Here is a 15,383-nt window from a genome sequence, read left to right as displayed (position 1 = left end):
TCAGGACCTCGGGTCGAAGGCATCCCGCAGGGCCTCGCCAATGAACACCAGCAGCGACAGTATCAGCGCCAGTGTGAAAAATGCCGTGAAGCCCAGCCATGGCGCCTGCAGGTTCTGTTTGCCCTGGGCGATCAGCTCGCCCAGGGACGCGCTGCCGGCGGGCATACCGAAGCCGAGGAAATCCAGCGCGGTCAGCGTGGAGATCGCCCCGGTCAGAATGAACGGCAGATAGCTCAGGGTCGCGTTCATCGCGTTGGGCAGGATGTGCCGCAGGATCACCTTGCGATCACTCAATCCCAGCGCGCGCGCCGCTTTGACGTATTCCAGATTGCGCCCGCGCAGGAACTCGGCGCGCACCACGTCCACCAGCGCCAGCCACGAAAAGAGCGCCATGATCCCCAGCAGCCACCAGAAATTCGGCTCGACGAAGCCCGACAGAATGATCAGCAGGTACAGCACCGGCAGGCCGGACCAGACTTCCAGCAGGCGCTGGCCGAGCAAATCCACCCAGCCGCCGTAATAGCCCTGCAATGCGCCGGCAGTGATGCCAATCAGCGCACTGATGAAGGTCAGCGCCAAGGCAAACAGAATCGAGACCCGCGCGCCGAAAATCACCCGGGCCAGCACGTCCCGGGCCTGATCGTCGGTGCCCAGCCAGTTGATCGAGGAAGGCGGGCTCGGCGCGGGCTTGTTCAGGTCATAGTTGGGGGTGTCATCGCTGAACGGGATCGGCGGAAACAGCATCCAGCCGTCGCCCTTGCTGATCAGCTGGCGCACGTAATCGCTGCGGTAGTCCGGCTGAAACGGCAGCTGGCCGCCGAACTCCTGCTCGGTGTGGCGCTTGAAGGCGGGGAAGTACAGTTCGTGCTGATAACTCAGCACCAGGGGTTTATCGTTGGCGATGAGTTCGCCGCACAGGCTGAGCACAAACAGCCCGCAGAACAGCCACAGCGACCACCAGCCGCGGCGGTTATTGCGAAAACGCTCGAAGCGACGGCGAGCCACCGGAGACAGTATGCGCATCACGCATTCCTCGCGCTGAAGTCGATTCGGGGGTCGACCAGGGTGTAGCAGATGTCCCCGACCAGCTTTATCAGCAACCCGAACAGCGTGAAGATGAACAGCGAACCGAACACCACCGGGTAGTCCCGCGACACCGCGGCTTCGTAACTCATGCGGCCGAGGCCGTCGAGGGAAAAGATCACTTCGATCATCAACGAACCGGCAAAGAACACGCTGATGAACGCCTGGGGAATGCCGGCCACGATCAGCAACATGGCGTTGCGGAACACATGGCCGTAAAGCACCCGCCGCTCGCTCAGGCCTTTGGCCCGGGCGGTCACCACATACTGGCGGGTGACTTCGTTGAGGAAGGAGTTCTTGGTCAGGATGGTCAGCGTCGCGAAGCCGCCAATCACCAGTGACGTCACAGGCAATACCAAGTGCCAGAAGTAGTCGGCGATCTTGCCGAGGGTGCTCAATTGATCGAAGTTTTCGGACACCAGGCCGCGCACCGGGAACCAGCTCAGCGACGTGCCGCCGGCAAACAGCACCACCAGCAGCATGGCGAACAGAAAGGCCGGCATCGCGTAGCCGATGATGATGGCCGTGCTGCTCCAGATGTCGAAGTGGCTGCCGTGCTTGACCGCCTTGCGGATGCCCAGGGGGATCGACACCAGGTAGGTAATCAATGTTGCCCACAGCCCCAGTGAGATAGAGACGGGCATTTTCTGCAGGATCAGGTCCGTCACCTTGGCGCCGCGAAAGAAGCTGTTGCCGAAATCCAGCTGCGCGTAGTTCTTCAGCATCAGCCACAAGCGCTCATGCAAGGGTTTGTCGAAGCCGTATTGATGCTCGATTTCCTTGATCAGCTTGGGGTCAAGCCCGCGACTGGCCCGGGATTGGCCGGCGTTCATGGTTTCGGTGTGGCCTGCGCCAATGGTGCCGCCCGCGACGCCTTGCAGCTTGGCGATGGCTTGCTCGACCGGTCCGCCGGGCGCGGCCTGCACGATGAAGAAGTTGACCAGCAGGATGCACAGCAGCGTCGGAATGATCAGCAGCAGGCGCCTCATCAGGTAGCCGAGCATTACTTGACCTCCGAGGGAATGGCCGAAGCGCCCCGTTGTCGGGCGAACTCTTCGTTGGTCAGTGCCTGGGGGCTGACTTCCCACCAGGTGTCGATGGCCTCACTGTTGCTGGCCTGCACCTTGGGAATGCCGAATCGGTTCCACCACACCGTGGACGAGCCGGGCGGGTAATAGTTGGGAATCCAGTAGAAGCCCCACTGCAGCACCCGGTCCAGGGCATGGGCGTAATCGATCATCGCGGGCTTGCTGTCGGCCTTGGCCAGGCCCTCGATCAGTGTGTCGACGGCCGGGTCGCGCAGGACCATGTAGTTGCTGGAGCCGGAATCGGTGGCGACTTTCGAGCCGAAGTTGTTGTACAGCTCCATTCCGGGGGAGGTCGAGACGCCGTAGCCGGTGACGATCATGTCGTAATCCCGGGCCATGACCCGGTTCAGGTACTGTGCCGAGTCGATGCGGCGGATTTCGAAATCGATGCCGATCTGCGCCAGATTGCGCTTGTAGGGCAGCAGGATTTTCTCGAAGCCGCTCTGGCCGTTGAGAAAAGTAAAACTCAACGGTTCGCCCTGGGCGTTGACCAGCTTGTCACCCTGGGGCATCCAGCCTGCTTCTTCGAGCAACGCCAAGGCTTGCAGCTGTTTGTCGCGAATGAAGCCGCTGCCATCGGTTTTCGGCGTCTGGAACACCGTGGTGAAGACTTCCGGAGGCACCTGACCGCGCAGCGGCTCAAGAATCTTCAGCTCGGACTCGGTGGGCAGCGCTGTCGCCGCCAGATCACTGTTGGAGAAGTAACTGTTCTGGCGCACATAGACGTTGCGCATCATCTGTTTGTTGGTCCACTCGAAATCCCACAGCATCGCCAGCGCCTGGCGCACGCGACGGTCCTGAAACTTCGGACGGTCCAGATTGAAGATAAAACCCTGGGAGCTCTGCACCGCACCCTTGGCCAGGTGCGCCCGCTGCAGACGGCCCTCGGTCAAGGCCGGGCTGTCATAACCGATCGAATAACCGGTGGCGGAATATTCGCGGTTGTAGTCGTAACCGCCACCGCGCAACACCTGACGGGCGACGTCGGTGTCGCCGAAATACTCGACGCTGAAATGATCGAAGTTGTACTGGCCGCGATTGACCGGCAGGTCCTTGCCCCACCAGTCGGGGTTGCGTTCGAAGGTGACGCTGCGACCCGGGTCGACCTTGCCGATGCGATACGGGCCGCTGCCCACCGGGATCTCGAAGCCGCCGCCGTTGGCAAAATCGCGGTCCTTCCACCAATGTTCGGGAAACACTGGCAGCGAGGCCAGATCCAGCGGCAGGGTGCGGCTTTCGCTGCTTTTGAAATCAAACCTAATTTGCGTCGGCGACTCGACTTCCACGCCTTTGACGTCCTGAAACTCGGTGCGGTACGACAGGCTGCCCTGGGTCATCAGCAGGTTGTAGGTGTAGCGCACGTCTTCGGCGGTGATGGGCGAGCCGTCGGAGAATTTCGCTTTAGGGCTCAGGTAGAAACGCAATGACATGCCGTCGGGAGCGCGCTCCATTTTCTCTGCGATCAGGCCATACACGGTGTAGGGCTCGTCCAGCGACTTGACTGCCAGGGGCGAGTAAAGCAAGCCGTTGACCTGGGAGACGCCGGTGCCTTTGTCGAGGTACGGCATGATGTGATCGAACTGGCCGATTTCCTGCGCCGAGCGGCGCATGCTCCCGCCTTTCGGAGCGGCGGCATTCACGTAATCGAAGTGTTCGAAATTCGCCGGATAGCGTGGCGCCTCGCCGTAAACGGTCAACGCGTGTTGAGGGGCGGCGGACAGAACCTGAAAACCTGAAACGAGGACGAGTGTTGCAACCATCAGCGATGACAAAACAAAACGCATTGCACGAATCCTGACTGACATTGGTGACCAATATCAGGGTTGAAGGTCATGACGGCGCGGCTGGCCGTTCCGGTTTTTTTATTGGTTACCCCGGTGGCAAGGTACCGCAAAGCCGAAGCCTTTGTAACCGGACAATACAGCGTTGGAGCAGGGATCCGATAAACAAACGGCCCGCTTTCAAGGGCGGGCCGTTCGTGCAGCAGCGCGGCGGATCAGTCCTGGCGGCTGGTCACTTCCAGCAGGTGATAACCGAACTGGGTTTTCACCGGGCCCTGGACGACGTTCACCGGTGCGCTGAACACCACGGTGTCGAATTCCTTGACCATTTGACCCGGCCCGAAGGAGCCGAGGTCGCCGCCTTGACGGCTGGACGGGCAGCTGGAGTTCTCTTTGGCGACTTCGGCGAAATCAGCGCCGCCTTCGATCTGAGCTTTGAGTTCGTTGCACTTCTCTTCGCTGGATACGAGGATGTGGCGGGCAGTGGCTTTGGCCATTTTGATGACTCCTGTGAAAAAAAAAGAAACGAGCGTACCGGAATAAGGGCCGCGTTTCCCGAGAAAGTTCAGGCGCCTTTGTCTTGCCGTGACAGACGACATCGTCGCTCAAAGACCTCTGCTGAACAGCAGACCGGCATGGTCCACGTACAGCTTTACCGGATCGACCTGCTTGCGGACCAGACCGGCGCTCTGATTGATCGAGTCCACATGGTCCATCGGGTAGTCGGAGCGGATCACCTTGCCCAGGTGGGAGCTGAAGCGGCCAACCAAGCCGTCATTGGACGCGGCTTCCTTCTCGAACAGCAGCGCGTAACTGCGCAATGCCAGGTGCAGCGGGTCCATGGCATTGCGGCCTTCGGAAAACAGTGAGCCGTCGATGCAGCCGCTCCACGAGTAATAGTGAACGCCGTTGACCCGTTCGGCGCCTTCACCGCCCCACGTCGATGGCAGCGCTTGGGAATACTTGCTGTTGAACGCTGCTACGCCCTCGGTGGTCAGCGCATCCAGCGCCTGAATCGGGTCCTGGGGCAAGTCCGCGTTGCCGCTCAACAGCGCAAGAAAATGCGCGAAACCTGCGGTCATCCGTGATGCGACCGCTTCAGGCATTTGCCCGCGTGTCAGCGCCCGACGTACTCGATCGGCTACTTCCGAGCCGTGATTGGGCCCGCTCACCGAGGTGACCGACGCCACGATATCCGGACGCAACGCAGCGGCATAGCGGGAGGTCAGCGCGCCCTGGCTGTGCCCGATCAGGTTGACTTTCAGGTAGCCGGTGCGGCGCAGGAAGCGTTCGATCTGGTCAATCAACTGCTCGCCGCGGGTTTCGTTGTCGTGGACGCCGGACAGCGCCGGCACATGAACCCTGCAGCCGGCTTTCTCCAGCGCCTCGGGGATGCCATGGAACATGTCCACCTTGCCTATCCGGTCGAAACCGAACAAGCCGTGGACCAGCAAAAGTGGGTACTTGGTGGTGACTTCCCTGTACATGTCGATCATTCCTTGTATGGCGGAGAGGGATCGAGCGTAACCAGCGGAAGTGATAGGGGAAGGGCGCGGCGGTGCATGGCAATGCGCCGGCTGATGCAGGTTGTGGCGAGCCTTTGATCGCTACAGGCCTTGGTTGCCGGGGAGGCTGGAAAAGGCGCAGGCGTTGCGGCCCAAATCCGCCGGGTGGGTGGGGCGCTTTCCCACGATCGGCGCCTTAGCTGTGACGGGCGGTGGCTGACAACGACGACGCCGCGGAGGGAAGCCGGACGCATGGCTGGCACCGGCTTCCCGTTTGCAAATGTTACCTGTAGCGCAGTCTGTTCACGCCATCGCGCAGCAGGCGCTCGGTGGACTCCCAGCCCAGGCACGCGTCCGTCACTGACACGCCGTATTTGAGTGAAGCACTCAAGGGCTGGCAGCCTTCGAACAAGTGACTTTCCAGCATCATGCCGATCAGTGTTCGGTCGCCGGCCAGTCGTTGCTGCAGCACATCGTTGAATACGGCCGGCTGACGCAGCGGATCCTTGCCGCTGTTGGCGTGACTGCAATCGACCATGATGCGCGCGGCCATGCGGTGCTTCGCCAGGCTGGCATTCACCGCGGCGACACTGGCCGCGTCATAGTTGGGACCGCCGTGACCGCCGCGCAGCACGATGTGAGTGTCGGGATTGCCCGACGTCTCGATAATCGCCGGGTGGCCCTGGGAATCCATGCCGAAATGCCGGTGCGCGTGGGCCGCCGAGCGAATGGCGTCGCAGGCCACGGAAATGCCGCCGTCGGTGCCGTTCTTGAAGCCCGTGGGCACGCCGAGGCCGCTGGCCATTTCCCGGTGGATCTGCGATTCGGTCGTTCTTGCGCCAATCGCCACCCAACTCAGGAGGTCATCGAAGTAACCCGCCGCCATCGGCTGCAGCAGCTCTGTGGCGATAGGCAGGCCGAGGCGGACCATTTCACACATCAACTGCCGTGACAGGACCAGGCCCTCGGCCATGTCGTCACTGCCATCCAGCGAGGGATCGTACGCCAGGCCTTTCCAGCCCACCGTGGTGCGGGGCTTCTCGACGTAGGCGCGCATCACCAGCAGCATCTGGTCGCTGACTTCGGCAGCCAGACGGGCCAGGCGCTCGGCGTATTCAAGGGCGGCATGGGGATCGTGGATCGAGCACGGGCCGACCACGACCAGCAGGCGCGAATCTTCACCATTGAGAATGGCGCGAATCGACTGACGGTGAGCGGCGACCTGTGCGGTCATGGCAGCGTCCAGCGGCAGCTGATGTTTCAGCGCGAACGGCGTGGGCAGGCGTTTCGGGGCAGGGCAGCTGTCATTCAGGGTGACGGCGCTGGACGGCAGATCGATGAGGGTGTTGCGGACTACGGGCGAATTCATGTGCTGGCTTCCTGGTCGGCGGGCGTTCCCGCGCGGACCTACTGGGGTGTTCGACAATTGGCCGGATTGGCTGTGAGCAGGGCGATGCCACCTGTCAGTGACCGATCGGAGGCGGCAGGCTGTCCCGAGCGGAGGTTGCTAAATCGCCAGGCGAAGTCGGTGTCGTAGCGGTAATAGTGGGTGTGGTTCATGTGCAGTTCCTCAAATCAATCGGTCAAAAATGGGTGGCCCAGAAAAACAAAACCCCCGGTCGGGAAGCCGACCGGGGGTGAGAGTTATCTCTGGTGGGCGTCCCGAAGTTCAGGGCGCCGTGTGGGTATCAGGCGCGCCAGTGGCTAAACCAATACCCATAAAAATAAGATGCAGGAGCGATAGATGCTGTCGCATTCCAGGCAGCCGCACGCTCGGCCAGACGTGAACCGTCGGCGGCGAACAACTGGGTGAAAGGGGAAGGCAACATGGTCTGTCTCCGTGGAATGCCGCCGAGCTTACTTCAGACCCGTCGGATTCTTCAATTGGAAATTGCAATCGGGGTGATTGAGGCCGGCTGCTTACCAAGAAGCAGTTAAAACGGCAAAATGCCGATTCAGTCCTCAGGCACTTTCGCAGGGCCGCCTTCAAGCGGTATCACGCCGATCTTCATTCCCAGCAGCACCGCGACTTTGTGCGACTCGCCCCGCCGTCCCTTCTTTCGCCCGGACAGCACTTGATAGGTCGTCGCCGGGTCCACGTTGTGCTCCCTGGCAAACTCTTGAACCGATTTGCCTTGCTGTTCCAGCCAAGCCTTGGCTTGTGCGGCAGTACGGATTCCGGGCATAGTTCAAAACCGTTCAAGTTCGTTCAAATTATTTCGATTCTATCACTCAAAAGAGTGATGTCAACAAGGCTATACATTCAAATGAGTGGAATAAGTGCCCGAATTAGGGAAGAGCGTGAGCGCTTGGGGCTTTCACAGCGCGCATTCGGTGAAATCGGCGGCGTGGAAGCCAATGCACAGGGCAAGTATGAAAACGGCGAGCGCACGCCCAAGGCCGATTACCTGGCCCGGGTCGCCCTTCGCGGTGTTGATGTGTTGTACGTGCTGACGGGGTCGCGCACCCCCGTGCCCATCGTCAGCCTGAGTGAAAACGAGGAGTGGATGGTGGGCAGTTACCGCACCCTCGGCAAGGAAGAGCAGGATGCCATCTGCCGGCTGACGACTACCCTGGCTGAATACCAGAGCAGCTATGCCCCGGACAAGAAGCCCTAGGACTTTGCGAGGGATGCAGCGGTCGTATGTTTGAAGATTTTTATCAAGTTTTGCGGTCGATGATGATAGCTTGTCGGCATCGTTGTAGATCATCTGGCACACATGCACGAGCAGTGCTCCAGAGCAGGTCGCGTACTTTCTTTTGTTAACGTGGCGGGTAGCCGCCATGAATCGTTCGGTGAGGTGTCTGCTTGATTAGGGTGCTGGTTGTCGATGACCACGATCTGGTTCGGACAGGTATCACGCGCATGTTGGCCGACATCGAAGGCTTGCAGGTGGTGGGGCAGGCCGAGTCCGGTGAAGAGTCGTTGCAGAAGGCCCGTGAGCTGAAACCCGACGTCGTGCTGATGGACGTGAAGATGCCTGGCATCGGCGGACTGGAAGCCACGCGCAAGCTCATCCGCAGCCACCCCGACATGAAGGTGGTGGCGGTGACGGTGTGCGAAGAAGATCCGTTTCCCACACGGCTGCTGCAGGCCGGCGCGGCGGGATACATGACCAAGGGCGCCGGTCTGACCGAGATGGTTCAGGCCATTCGCCTGGTGTTCGCGGGGCAGCGCTACATCAGCCCGCAGATCGCCCAGCAACTGGCACTCAAATCGTTCCAGCCGCAGACCAGCAATTCGCCGTTCGATCTCTTGTCCGAGCGGGAAATCCAGATTGCCCTTATGATTGTCGGCTGCCAGAAAGTGCAGACGATTTCCGACAAGCTTTGCCTGTCCCCCAAAACCGTGAATACCTACCGGTACCGCATATTCGAGAAGCTGTCGATTAGCAGTGACGTTGAGCTGGCCCTGCTGGCCGTTCGTCATGGCATGGTCGACGCCAGCGCATAAATGACCCAACCGTTTGATCCCAGCGCTTTTCTGTCCACCTGCAGTGGCCGCCCCGGCGTATATCGGATGTTCGATATCGACGGCAAGCTGCTGTACGTCGGCAAGGCCAAGAATTTAAAGAAACGCCTCGCCAGCTATTTCCGCAAGACCGGCCACGCCCCGAAAACAGGCGCATTGGTCGCGCGGATCGCTCAGGTTGAAACCACCATCACCGCCAACGAAACCGAGGCGCTGCTGCTGGAACAAACCCTGATCAAGGAGTCGCGCCCGCCGTACAACATCCTGCTGCGCGACGACAAATCCTACCCCTACGTGCACCTGTCCGACGGCGAATTTCCCCGGCTCAGCATCCATCGCGGCGCGAAAAAGGCCAAGGGCCGCTACTTCGGGCCTTACCCCAGCGCCGGCGCCATTCGCGAAAGCCTGAGCATTCTGCAGAAGACCTTTCACGTTCGTCAGTGCGAAGACAGCTTCTACAAGAACCGCACGCGGCCTTGCCTGCAGTACCAGATCAAGCGCTGCAAGGCGCCGTGCGTGAACCTGGTGGAGCCGCAGATCTACAACGAGGACGTGCGTCACTCGGTGATGTTTCTGGAAGGCCGCAGTAATGCCCTCACCGACGAACTCAATGCGCTGATGGAAAAGTCGGCAATGAACCTCGATTTCGAGCACGCGGCCGAGCTGCGTGACCAGATCGGCCTGCTGCGCCGCGTCCAGGATCAGCAGAGCATGGACGGCGGTACCGGCGACGTCGATGTCGTGGCGGCGTTCGTCAATCCGGGCGGCGCCTGCGTCCATCTGATCAGCGTGCGTGGCGGGCGGGTGTTGGGCAGCAAGAATTTCTTCCCCCAGGTCGGGATCGAGGAGGAGGTGGGCGAGGTCATGTCCGCCTTCCTTGCCCAGTATTTCCTGGGCGGTGGCGAGCGCGAATTGCCCGGCGAAGTCATCGTCAACGTGGTCAGCGAGGATTTCCCTGCGCTGATCGACGCCATCGATGCGTCACGCGGCCGCGAAATCATCATCAGCCATCGGGTGCGTGGCACCCGTGCGCGCTGGCAGCAACTCGCCGTGACCAATGCCGAGCAGGCACTGATGGCGCGCCTCGCCAACCGGCAGCACGTCACTGCGCGTTTTGAAGCGTTGGCCCAAGTGCTCAAACTCGAGGAGCCGCCGCAGCGTCTGGAATGCTATGACATCAGCCATTCCAGTGGTGAAGCGACGGTGGCGTCGTGCGTCGTGTTCGGTCCCGAGGGCCCGATCAAGTCGGACTACCGCCGCTACAACATTGAAGGCATCACGGCGGGGGACGACTACGCCGCCATGCACCAGGCCCTTACCCGTCGCTTCAGCAGAATCAAGGACGGCGAGGGCAAATTGCCGGACATCCTGCTGGTGGACGGCGGTAAGGGCCAGTTGAGCATGGCCCGCGACGTGATGAACGAGTTGGCGATCCCCGACCTGATTTTGCTGGGCGTCGCCAAGGGCGCTACACGCAAGGCCGGTTTCGAAACGCTTTACTTGAATGACGCGGCCCATGAGTTCACCCTCAAGGGCGATTCCCCCGCGTTGCATTTGATCCAGCAAATCCGCGACGAAGCTCACCGGTTTGCCATCACCGGGCACCGTGCGCGACGCGGTAAAACCCGTCGTACTTCAACCCTGGAAGGCGTTGCGGGGGTGGGCCCGACCCGCCGTCGCGATCTGCTCAAGCATTTCGGCGGTCTTCAGGAATTGTCCCGGGCCAGCATCGAAGAAATCGCCAAGGCGCCGGGAATCAGCAAAAAGCTCGCAGAGTCGATTTATGCAAACCTGCACAGCGAGTAGAATGCTCGCTCACCTCGTAGCCAGTTGTGCCGATGAATATCCCTAATCTGATCACCGTATTACGTGTCCTGCTGATTCCGATCTTCATTCTGTTGTTCTATCTGCCGTACCACTGGAGCTACATGGCCGCCAGTTCGGTATTTGCCCTGGCAGCCGCGACCGACTGGCTGGACGGATACCTGGCACGACGCCTGGAGCAGAGCACACCGTTCGGAGCGTTTCTCGATCCGGTGGCTGACAAGTTGATGGTGGCCGTTGCGCTGGTGTTGCTGGTACAAGCCCACGCCAACCTTTGGCTCACGCTGCCCGCCGCTGTGATCATCGGCCGCGAGATTGTCATCTCGGCGCTTCGCGAGTGGATGGCCGAGCTGGGGGCACGGGCACAGGTAGCCGTGTCGAACCTGGGCAAATGGAAAACCGCTGCGCAAATGCTTGCGCTGGTCATCCTGCTTGCCAACCCGCCTGCGTTTACCTTCTGGGTGGTGTTGGGTTACGTACTGCTGATGATCGCGGCGGGCCTTACGCTCTGGTCGATGGTGCAATACCTGCGCGCGGCATGGCCGCATCTGCGCACGACCACAGATGAAAAATAAGTATTTTTAAATCAAGGGGTTGACGGGGTCATTTGAGTGTATAGAATGGCGCCCACACAAAGCGGGAATAGCTCAGTTGGTAGAGCACGACCTTGCCAAGGTCGGGGTCGCGAGTTCGAGTCTCGTTTCCCGCTCCAGTTTGTATGCGTTTAGCGGTAGTGGTTGGATCGTTGAGCGTTTGAGGCCGAGTAGCAAAATGGTTATGCCGCGGATTGCAAATCCGCTTACGCCGGTTCGATTCCGACCTCGGCCTCCACATTTAAAGCCCGTAAGACCAACGTCTTACGGGCTTTTTTGTGGGCGGTGATTTGGTCAGAGTTGGCGCAACCCTCCTATTTAGTAGGGCTGACAAACTCCCCGATGCGCCTTTAAACGTCGGTCGTTATCTTTTCCTTCTAGTGTCCCAGCAGATGGCTCGGATGACTGCTGACATGCGGCTGTTAGTCCTACTCGCTGTGTACGATTCCGGTGGCGGCTCAGTGCTAACCATCACAGGCGGCAGCGTGGTTCATGAAGCCCGTCGAGCCGAACTTGCCCCAGCGCATGTTCAGCGAACTGTCGGCATCATAGATGATTGGGATCGGGGATTGATTGGGTTGAGAGCGTGTCAGACGTTTGCGAGGACTGTTTCGGCGCTGCGTCAGGATTAGCAGGCGCTTCAGCCTTCGCCGCTTGGTCAACGTCAGGGTGAATAGTCGTGACACTTACAACGTGATTGTCACGATTCGCAATCTTGAATAGTTCGGCACCCTGAAGAACGTACGTGTAGAGCGTAGAAGCAAATACCGTATGCCCGCTGATTTTGGCTCCTTCCTTTGTCAGGATGGTTGACTTCGTTCCCAGCCTCAAGATTTTGCTACTTTCCTCAGTGGGATTCTCTTTTTTAAACGTGGAATACGCTGAATCAATGCCTCGTTTCAAACCAATTGTTGGAATGATCGAAACGATTACGAGACCCATCGTCAGCATCATGCAAAACAGCCAGTTATCGATCGGACTCCGGGACTTAAACAGTTTTGATACCGGAAAGTAGAGCACCAGGGAGGGAATCAAGGCCAGGCCCAATACGCCTAGTAGAAAGTGGGATGCTACGTATGTGTAGCCATCCAGAACGATCGCAAGATAACCCTGAAACAAAAGGGTGGGCAGCCCCAGATCGATCTCATTAGTACTGATCCCCAACGTCTCCAGCTGACCGGTGAAGTCTACATAACCGATGATCGCCAGCAGGCTGTTCAAAATAAGTGCTACAAGTGCCGCCAGCTTCAGCCCGAGCTCATAGTTCAGCGGTTTGGTTTCCGCTTGTATCGGACGCTCGGGTGCTGCAGCAGCAGGGGAATTTAACGTCAGAGTCTCGTTTGTAATCCGGACCTGAACCACTCTTTCCTTGTTCCAACCAAAAAGCTTCATGCGCAAAGTTCCAAGACATGATGCCTGACTCCGTCAGGCACGTTAGAAAGAAGCGGGCAGATCGGATGATCCACCATCCGACTGGCCGCCGAACCCGCAGAATACCCCTGCAATCCCAGCCAAGGCTCCCGCTTCGTGCACAAAGCGAATCGAGTCTAGCGCCCGTCACCCTTCTCCATAAGGCTTGCTTACACAATGGATCACTCTCCCATCATTCCTTGGATGGGCGGCAAACGTCGTCTTGCTGACCGCCTCATCCCGCTTTTCCCTCCGCACGAATGCTACGTCGGAGTCTTCGCCGGCGGCGCCGCGCTCTTCTTCTGGGTCCCCAGCCGGCACCCGTCGAGGTACTCAACGACATCAACGGTGAGCTCGTGAATCTGTACCGCATTGTTCAGAACCACCTTGAGGAACTTGTCCGTCAGTTTCAGTGGGCGCTCAGTTCGCGCCAGATATTCGACTGGCACAAACACACCCGACTGGAAACACTCACCGATATCTAGCGCGCTGCGCGGTTCTTCTTTCTGCAGCACCACGCATTCGGCGGACGGGTTTCAGGCCAGACGTTAGGAACTGCTACCGATGGATCTGCGAATTGAAGAAAAGCTCTCAGCGGCTTGGCAGCGACTTTCTGGAACTCACATCGAAAATCTCCCCTGGCTTGAGTGCGCCGAGCGGTACGACCGCGCCCATACTTTCCATTACATGGACTCGCCGTATTGGCAAACGAACGGATACGGCGTGGAGTCCGAGTTTAGTAACTACGAGCAAATGTCGGGCATTTCTGAGGGGCACGAAAGAGTCCCCTAAAATGCGTGGTTACGGCTTTCAACAATTCTGTGAGCCAGTTGGCTGCTTTTCAGTCCGAATGGTGTCTATCTGATCGTTCCGATGCGTAATGACTTGCCCTGAATATCGATTTTTCTCACCTACTAACTCAAATTTTGCCTCGTTTAATCCGCGGTGGGCGACAGCATCAGTTCGCGACATCCTTGGCGCGTTCGCGCGGATCGACACGTTGTTGGGCCATTTCAGCGGTAAGGATCTCCTCCGAACGTGTATTCAAGTGCCCCGAGGGTCTTACTGCGTTATTCTCCCCATGTCGGCGAGCCCCCAATTTTTGCCGAGCTGTGCGCCGCGTTGGGTTCACGTAATGGGGTTTCCCATGTCAAACCTGATCCAATCACCCGTGAATCAATCCCGTGGTCAATAGGAGATGTCTACTTGCGCGCAGACTACTACAATCATGTGGCGATCCATCTTGTTCAGATACAGCGGGCTTTGGTCGTGAAGGAGAATTTTGCCTGTGTAAAATGTGAGCCAAGCACAGCGTCGGAGTACCGGGAAAGCCAAATTCCCTTTTCCCGAACTGAGGAGTTAGTACTGCGGCGAAGGTCAGTCACAATTTTCTCAATTGTAGTGGTCAGTTGCTCTGGATTAACGTCTTTTGTAATGCCTAAATAATCGATAAAGTACTGCCCGTCATCTTCTAATATTAATTCGGATGAAATTTCTCTTGTCGGAAATACTAAATCAATAACATTTGGGGAGATAACGACTCTCGGAAATCTCGCGGTCTCGCTTTCTACCTTGTAGGCGTCAATCAAACCAGCGCTGAAAGTGAACGCGCCATTGCTGAAATGTCGATTTACTGCTATTCCGCCCCTGCAAAGTAATCCTTCGTCTAACAACATGCGCTGGTACTTTGCAATCGATGTAATGAATCGAGAGAATGCTTTGGCCTTGTAGGGTTCGGATATTACGATTGAGTCAGAAAATTGGACCGTTGTTAGCGTGTTAGCATCAAAGAGCGTCTTGGCCTCCTTGTGACATTTGAATAATTTGTTGAGGTAAATTCCTTCTCCGCCGTTGGATTCGCTTTCAACCATAGACTTAAAGCCTAGGATGTCTAGAAACGCAACATAGAATATTTGCTGTTCAATCTTCATGGTTTGGATTTGTCAAATGCTTCAATGGTGTGGGCAATTTTTTCAAATAGCTTTTTGTAGTGGGTCATTCGTTTTTGTGCGCCAGTCCAATTATTGCCCGCCCACGGTTTCTTACTTTTCGTGATTAAAGCTGTATCTAGGCGATCGATATTGAAAACTGCTTTACCTACCTCCTGCATGAGAGGGGCAAGCTGGTTGAAATCAGGGATCTCTACAGATATAGGGTTCGGTGCTTTCTGAGACTGAGTAGGGAGATAGAGAGCTGGGTTGGCATCAAACTCGCTCAGTGCTGGACGTAATTTTTCTTCGATTTCCAACGGCAGTCTGCCCATCCAGAGCTTAAATCCAGGCTTGGCCTCGCCGGCATATTTTTTAAATGCTTGAACTACCGCACCTAGGAAAACAGGTTTGCCTGGCCGAATTGGCATGTCGACTGCCTCATACTGGGACAGTACTTGATCGTGATCTTTTATCCATCTCTTTAGAATTGTTGACAACGTGCCGATCGCTTGGACATTGAACCGATCAGGGGCAGCTGGAATAAAAAAGGCGTCACAGGCCAAGAAAAATGCTCTTGTTAGAGCGCCTGAGCTTGGGCCTACGTCTATAAATATATAATCATATTTTCTTTATTTGCCAATCGTACTAAGAAATCCCCTATAGCTACATATGTTCTCATCAGATTTGTGCGCATAC

General features: G+C 57.9%; 15 protein-coding genes, 2 tRNA genes and 1 pseudogene. 7 read left to right on the top strand and 11 right to left on the bottom strand.

Annotated elements, in window-relative coordinates; translation table 11 throughout:
• The 8 genes from ACYASU_RS02055 to ACYASU_RS02020 all read right to left on the bottom strand — a co-directional run bounded on the left by ACYASU_RS02055 (position 1) and on the right by ACYASU_RS02020 (position 7,643).
• Positions 1–1,023, bottom strand: coding sequence for an ABC transporter permease (locus tag ACYASU_RS02055; RefSeq protein ID WP_463581774.1), 1,023 nt, complete (start codon positions 1,021–1,023; stop codon positions 1–3).
• On the bottom strand, positions 1,023–2,087 hold the full coding sequence (locus tag ACYASU_RS02050) for a microcin C ABC transporter permease YejB (RefSeq protein WP_192131888.1): 1,065 nt from the start codon (positions 2,085–2,087) through the stop codon (positions 1,023–1,025). Before ACYASU_RS02050 ends, ACYASU_RS02055 begins: the two co-directional genes overlap by 1 nt.
• Positions 2,087–3,955, bottom strand: coding sequence for an extracellular solute-binding protein (locus ACYASU_RS02045; RefSeq protein WP_463581773.1), 1,869 nt, complete (start codon positions 3,953–3,955; stop codon positions 2,087–2,089). The genes ACYASU_RS02050 and ACYASU_RS02045 overlap by 1 nt, the downstream gene beginning before the upstream one ends.
• A 212-nt stretch (positions 3,956–4,167) precedes the next feature.
• Entirely contained in the window at positions 4,168–4,449 is a 282-nt protein-coding gene (locus tag ACYASU_RS02040) for a peptidylprolyl isomerase (RefSeq protein WP_122624576.1), read from the bottom strand.
• Between the two features lie 108 nt (positions 4,450–4,557).
• Positions 4,558–5,439: an esterase/lipase family protein gene (locus ACYASU_RS02035; protein ID WP_463581772.1), complete on the bottom strand. Its 882-nt coding sequence runs from the start codon at positions 5,437–5,439 to the stop codon at positions 4,558–4,560.
• 301 nt (positions 5,440–5,740) lie between these two features.
• On the bottom strand, positions 5,741–6,826 hold the full coding sequence (locus ACYASU_RS02030) for a 3-deoxy-7-phosphoheptulonate synthase (protein WP_463581771.1): 1,086 nt from the start codon (positions 6,824–6,826) through the stop codon (positions 5,741–5,743).
• Between the two features lie 38 nt (positions 6,827–6,864).
• Positions 6,865–7,017, bottom strand: coding sequence for a hypothetical protein (locus ACYASU_RS02025; protein WP_463581770.1), 153 nt, complete (start codon positions 7,015–7,017; stop codon positions 6,865–6,867).
• Positions 7,018–7,412: 395 nt separating this feature from the next.
• Positions 7,413–7,643 carry a DNA-binding protein gene (locus ACYASU_RS02020; RefSeq protein WP_192173961.1) on the bottom strand — a complete coding sequence of 77 codons (231 nt, stop codon included), beginning with the start codon at positions 7,641–7,643 and terminating at the stop codon, positions 7,413–7,415.
• A gap of 81 nt (positions 7,644–7,724) precedes the next feature.
• On the opposite strand from ACYASU_RS02020, the gene ACYASU_RS02015 reads away from it, so the two are divergent.
• The 6 genes from ACYASU_RS02015 (at position 7,725) to ACYASU_RS01990 (ending at position 11,584) form a co-directional block, all read left to right on the top strand.
• Complete coding sequence (locus ACYASU_RS02015; protein ID WP_346630441.1) at positions 7,725–8,075, top strand: helix-turn-helix domain-containing protein; 351 nt, start codon at positions 7,725–7,727, stop codon at positions 8,073–8,075.
• A 191-nt stretch (positions 8,076–8,266) separates the two neighbouring features.
• Entirely contained in the window at positions 8,267–8,911 is a 645-nt protein-coding gene (gacA, locus tag ACYASU_RS02010) for a response regulator transcription factor GacA (RefSeq protein WP_065990451.1), read from the top strand.
• Entirely contained in the window at positions 8,912–10,735 is a 1,824-nt protein-coding gene (uvrC, locus tag ACYASU_RS02005; RefSeq protein ID WP_133774984.1) for an excinuclease ABC subunit UvrC, read from the top strand.
• 32 nt (positions 10,736–10,767) lie between these two features.
• Positions 10,768–11,328, top strand: a complete 561-nt coding sequence (gene pgsA / locus ACYASU_RS02000) for a CDP-diacylglycerol--glycerol-3-phosphate 3-phosphatidyltransferase (protein ID WP_065990459.1) — start codon at positions 10,768–10,770, stop codon at positions 11,326–11,328.
• Positions 11,329–11,389: 61 nt separating this feature from the next.
• Positions 11,390–11,465 (top strand) — tRNA-Gly (locus ACYASU_RS01995).
• 45 nt (positions 11,466–11,510) lie between these two features.
• A tRNA-Cys gene (locus ACYASU_RS01990) sits at positions 11,511–11,584 on the top strand.
• Positions 11,585–11,892: 308 nt separating this feature from the next.
• Here ACYASU_RS01990 and ACYASU_RS01985 read toward each other — a convergent pair.
• Complete coding sequence (locus ACYASU_RS01985) at positions 11,893–12,738, bottom strand: hypothetical protein (protein ID WP_463581769.1); 846 nt, start codon at positions 12,736–12,738, stop codon at positions 11,893–11,895.
• A gap of 195 nt (positions 12,739–12,933) precedes the next feature.
• Here ACYASU_RS01985 and ACYASU_RS01980 point away from each other — a divergent pair.
• Positions 12,934–13,515: pseudogene (locus tag ACYASU_RS01980) on the top strand (DNA adenine methylase); the annotation flags it as partial.
• 488 nt (positions 13,516–14,003) lie between these two features.
• Here ACYASU_RS01980 and ACYASU_RS01975 read toward each other — a convergent pair.
• Positions 14,004–14,687 carry a hypothetical protein gene (locus ACYASU_RS01975; protein ID WP_463581768.1) on the bottom strand — a complete coding sequence of 228 codons (684 nt, stop codon included), beginning with the start codon at positions 14,685–14,687 and terminating at the stop codon, positions 14,004–14,006.
• Positions 14,684–15,295 carry a P-loop NTPase family protein gene (locus ACYASU_RS01970; protein WP_463581832.1) on the bottom strand — a complete coding sequence of 204 codons (612 nt, stop codon included), beginning with the start codon at positions 15,293–15,295 and terminating at the stop codon, positions 14,684–14,686. Before ACYASU_RS01970 ends, ACYASU_RS01975 begins: the two co-directional genes overlap by 4 nt.
• Positions 15,296–15,383 lie beyond the last annotated feature (88 nt).

The organism is Pseudomonas sp. HP_12 (genome assembly GCF_055283955.1).
Note: the sequence above shows the minus strand (reverse complement) of the source record. Positions and strands in the feature narration are given on the sequence as shown.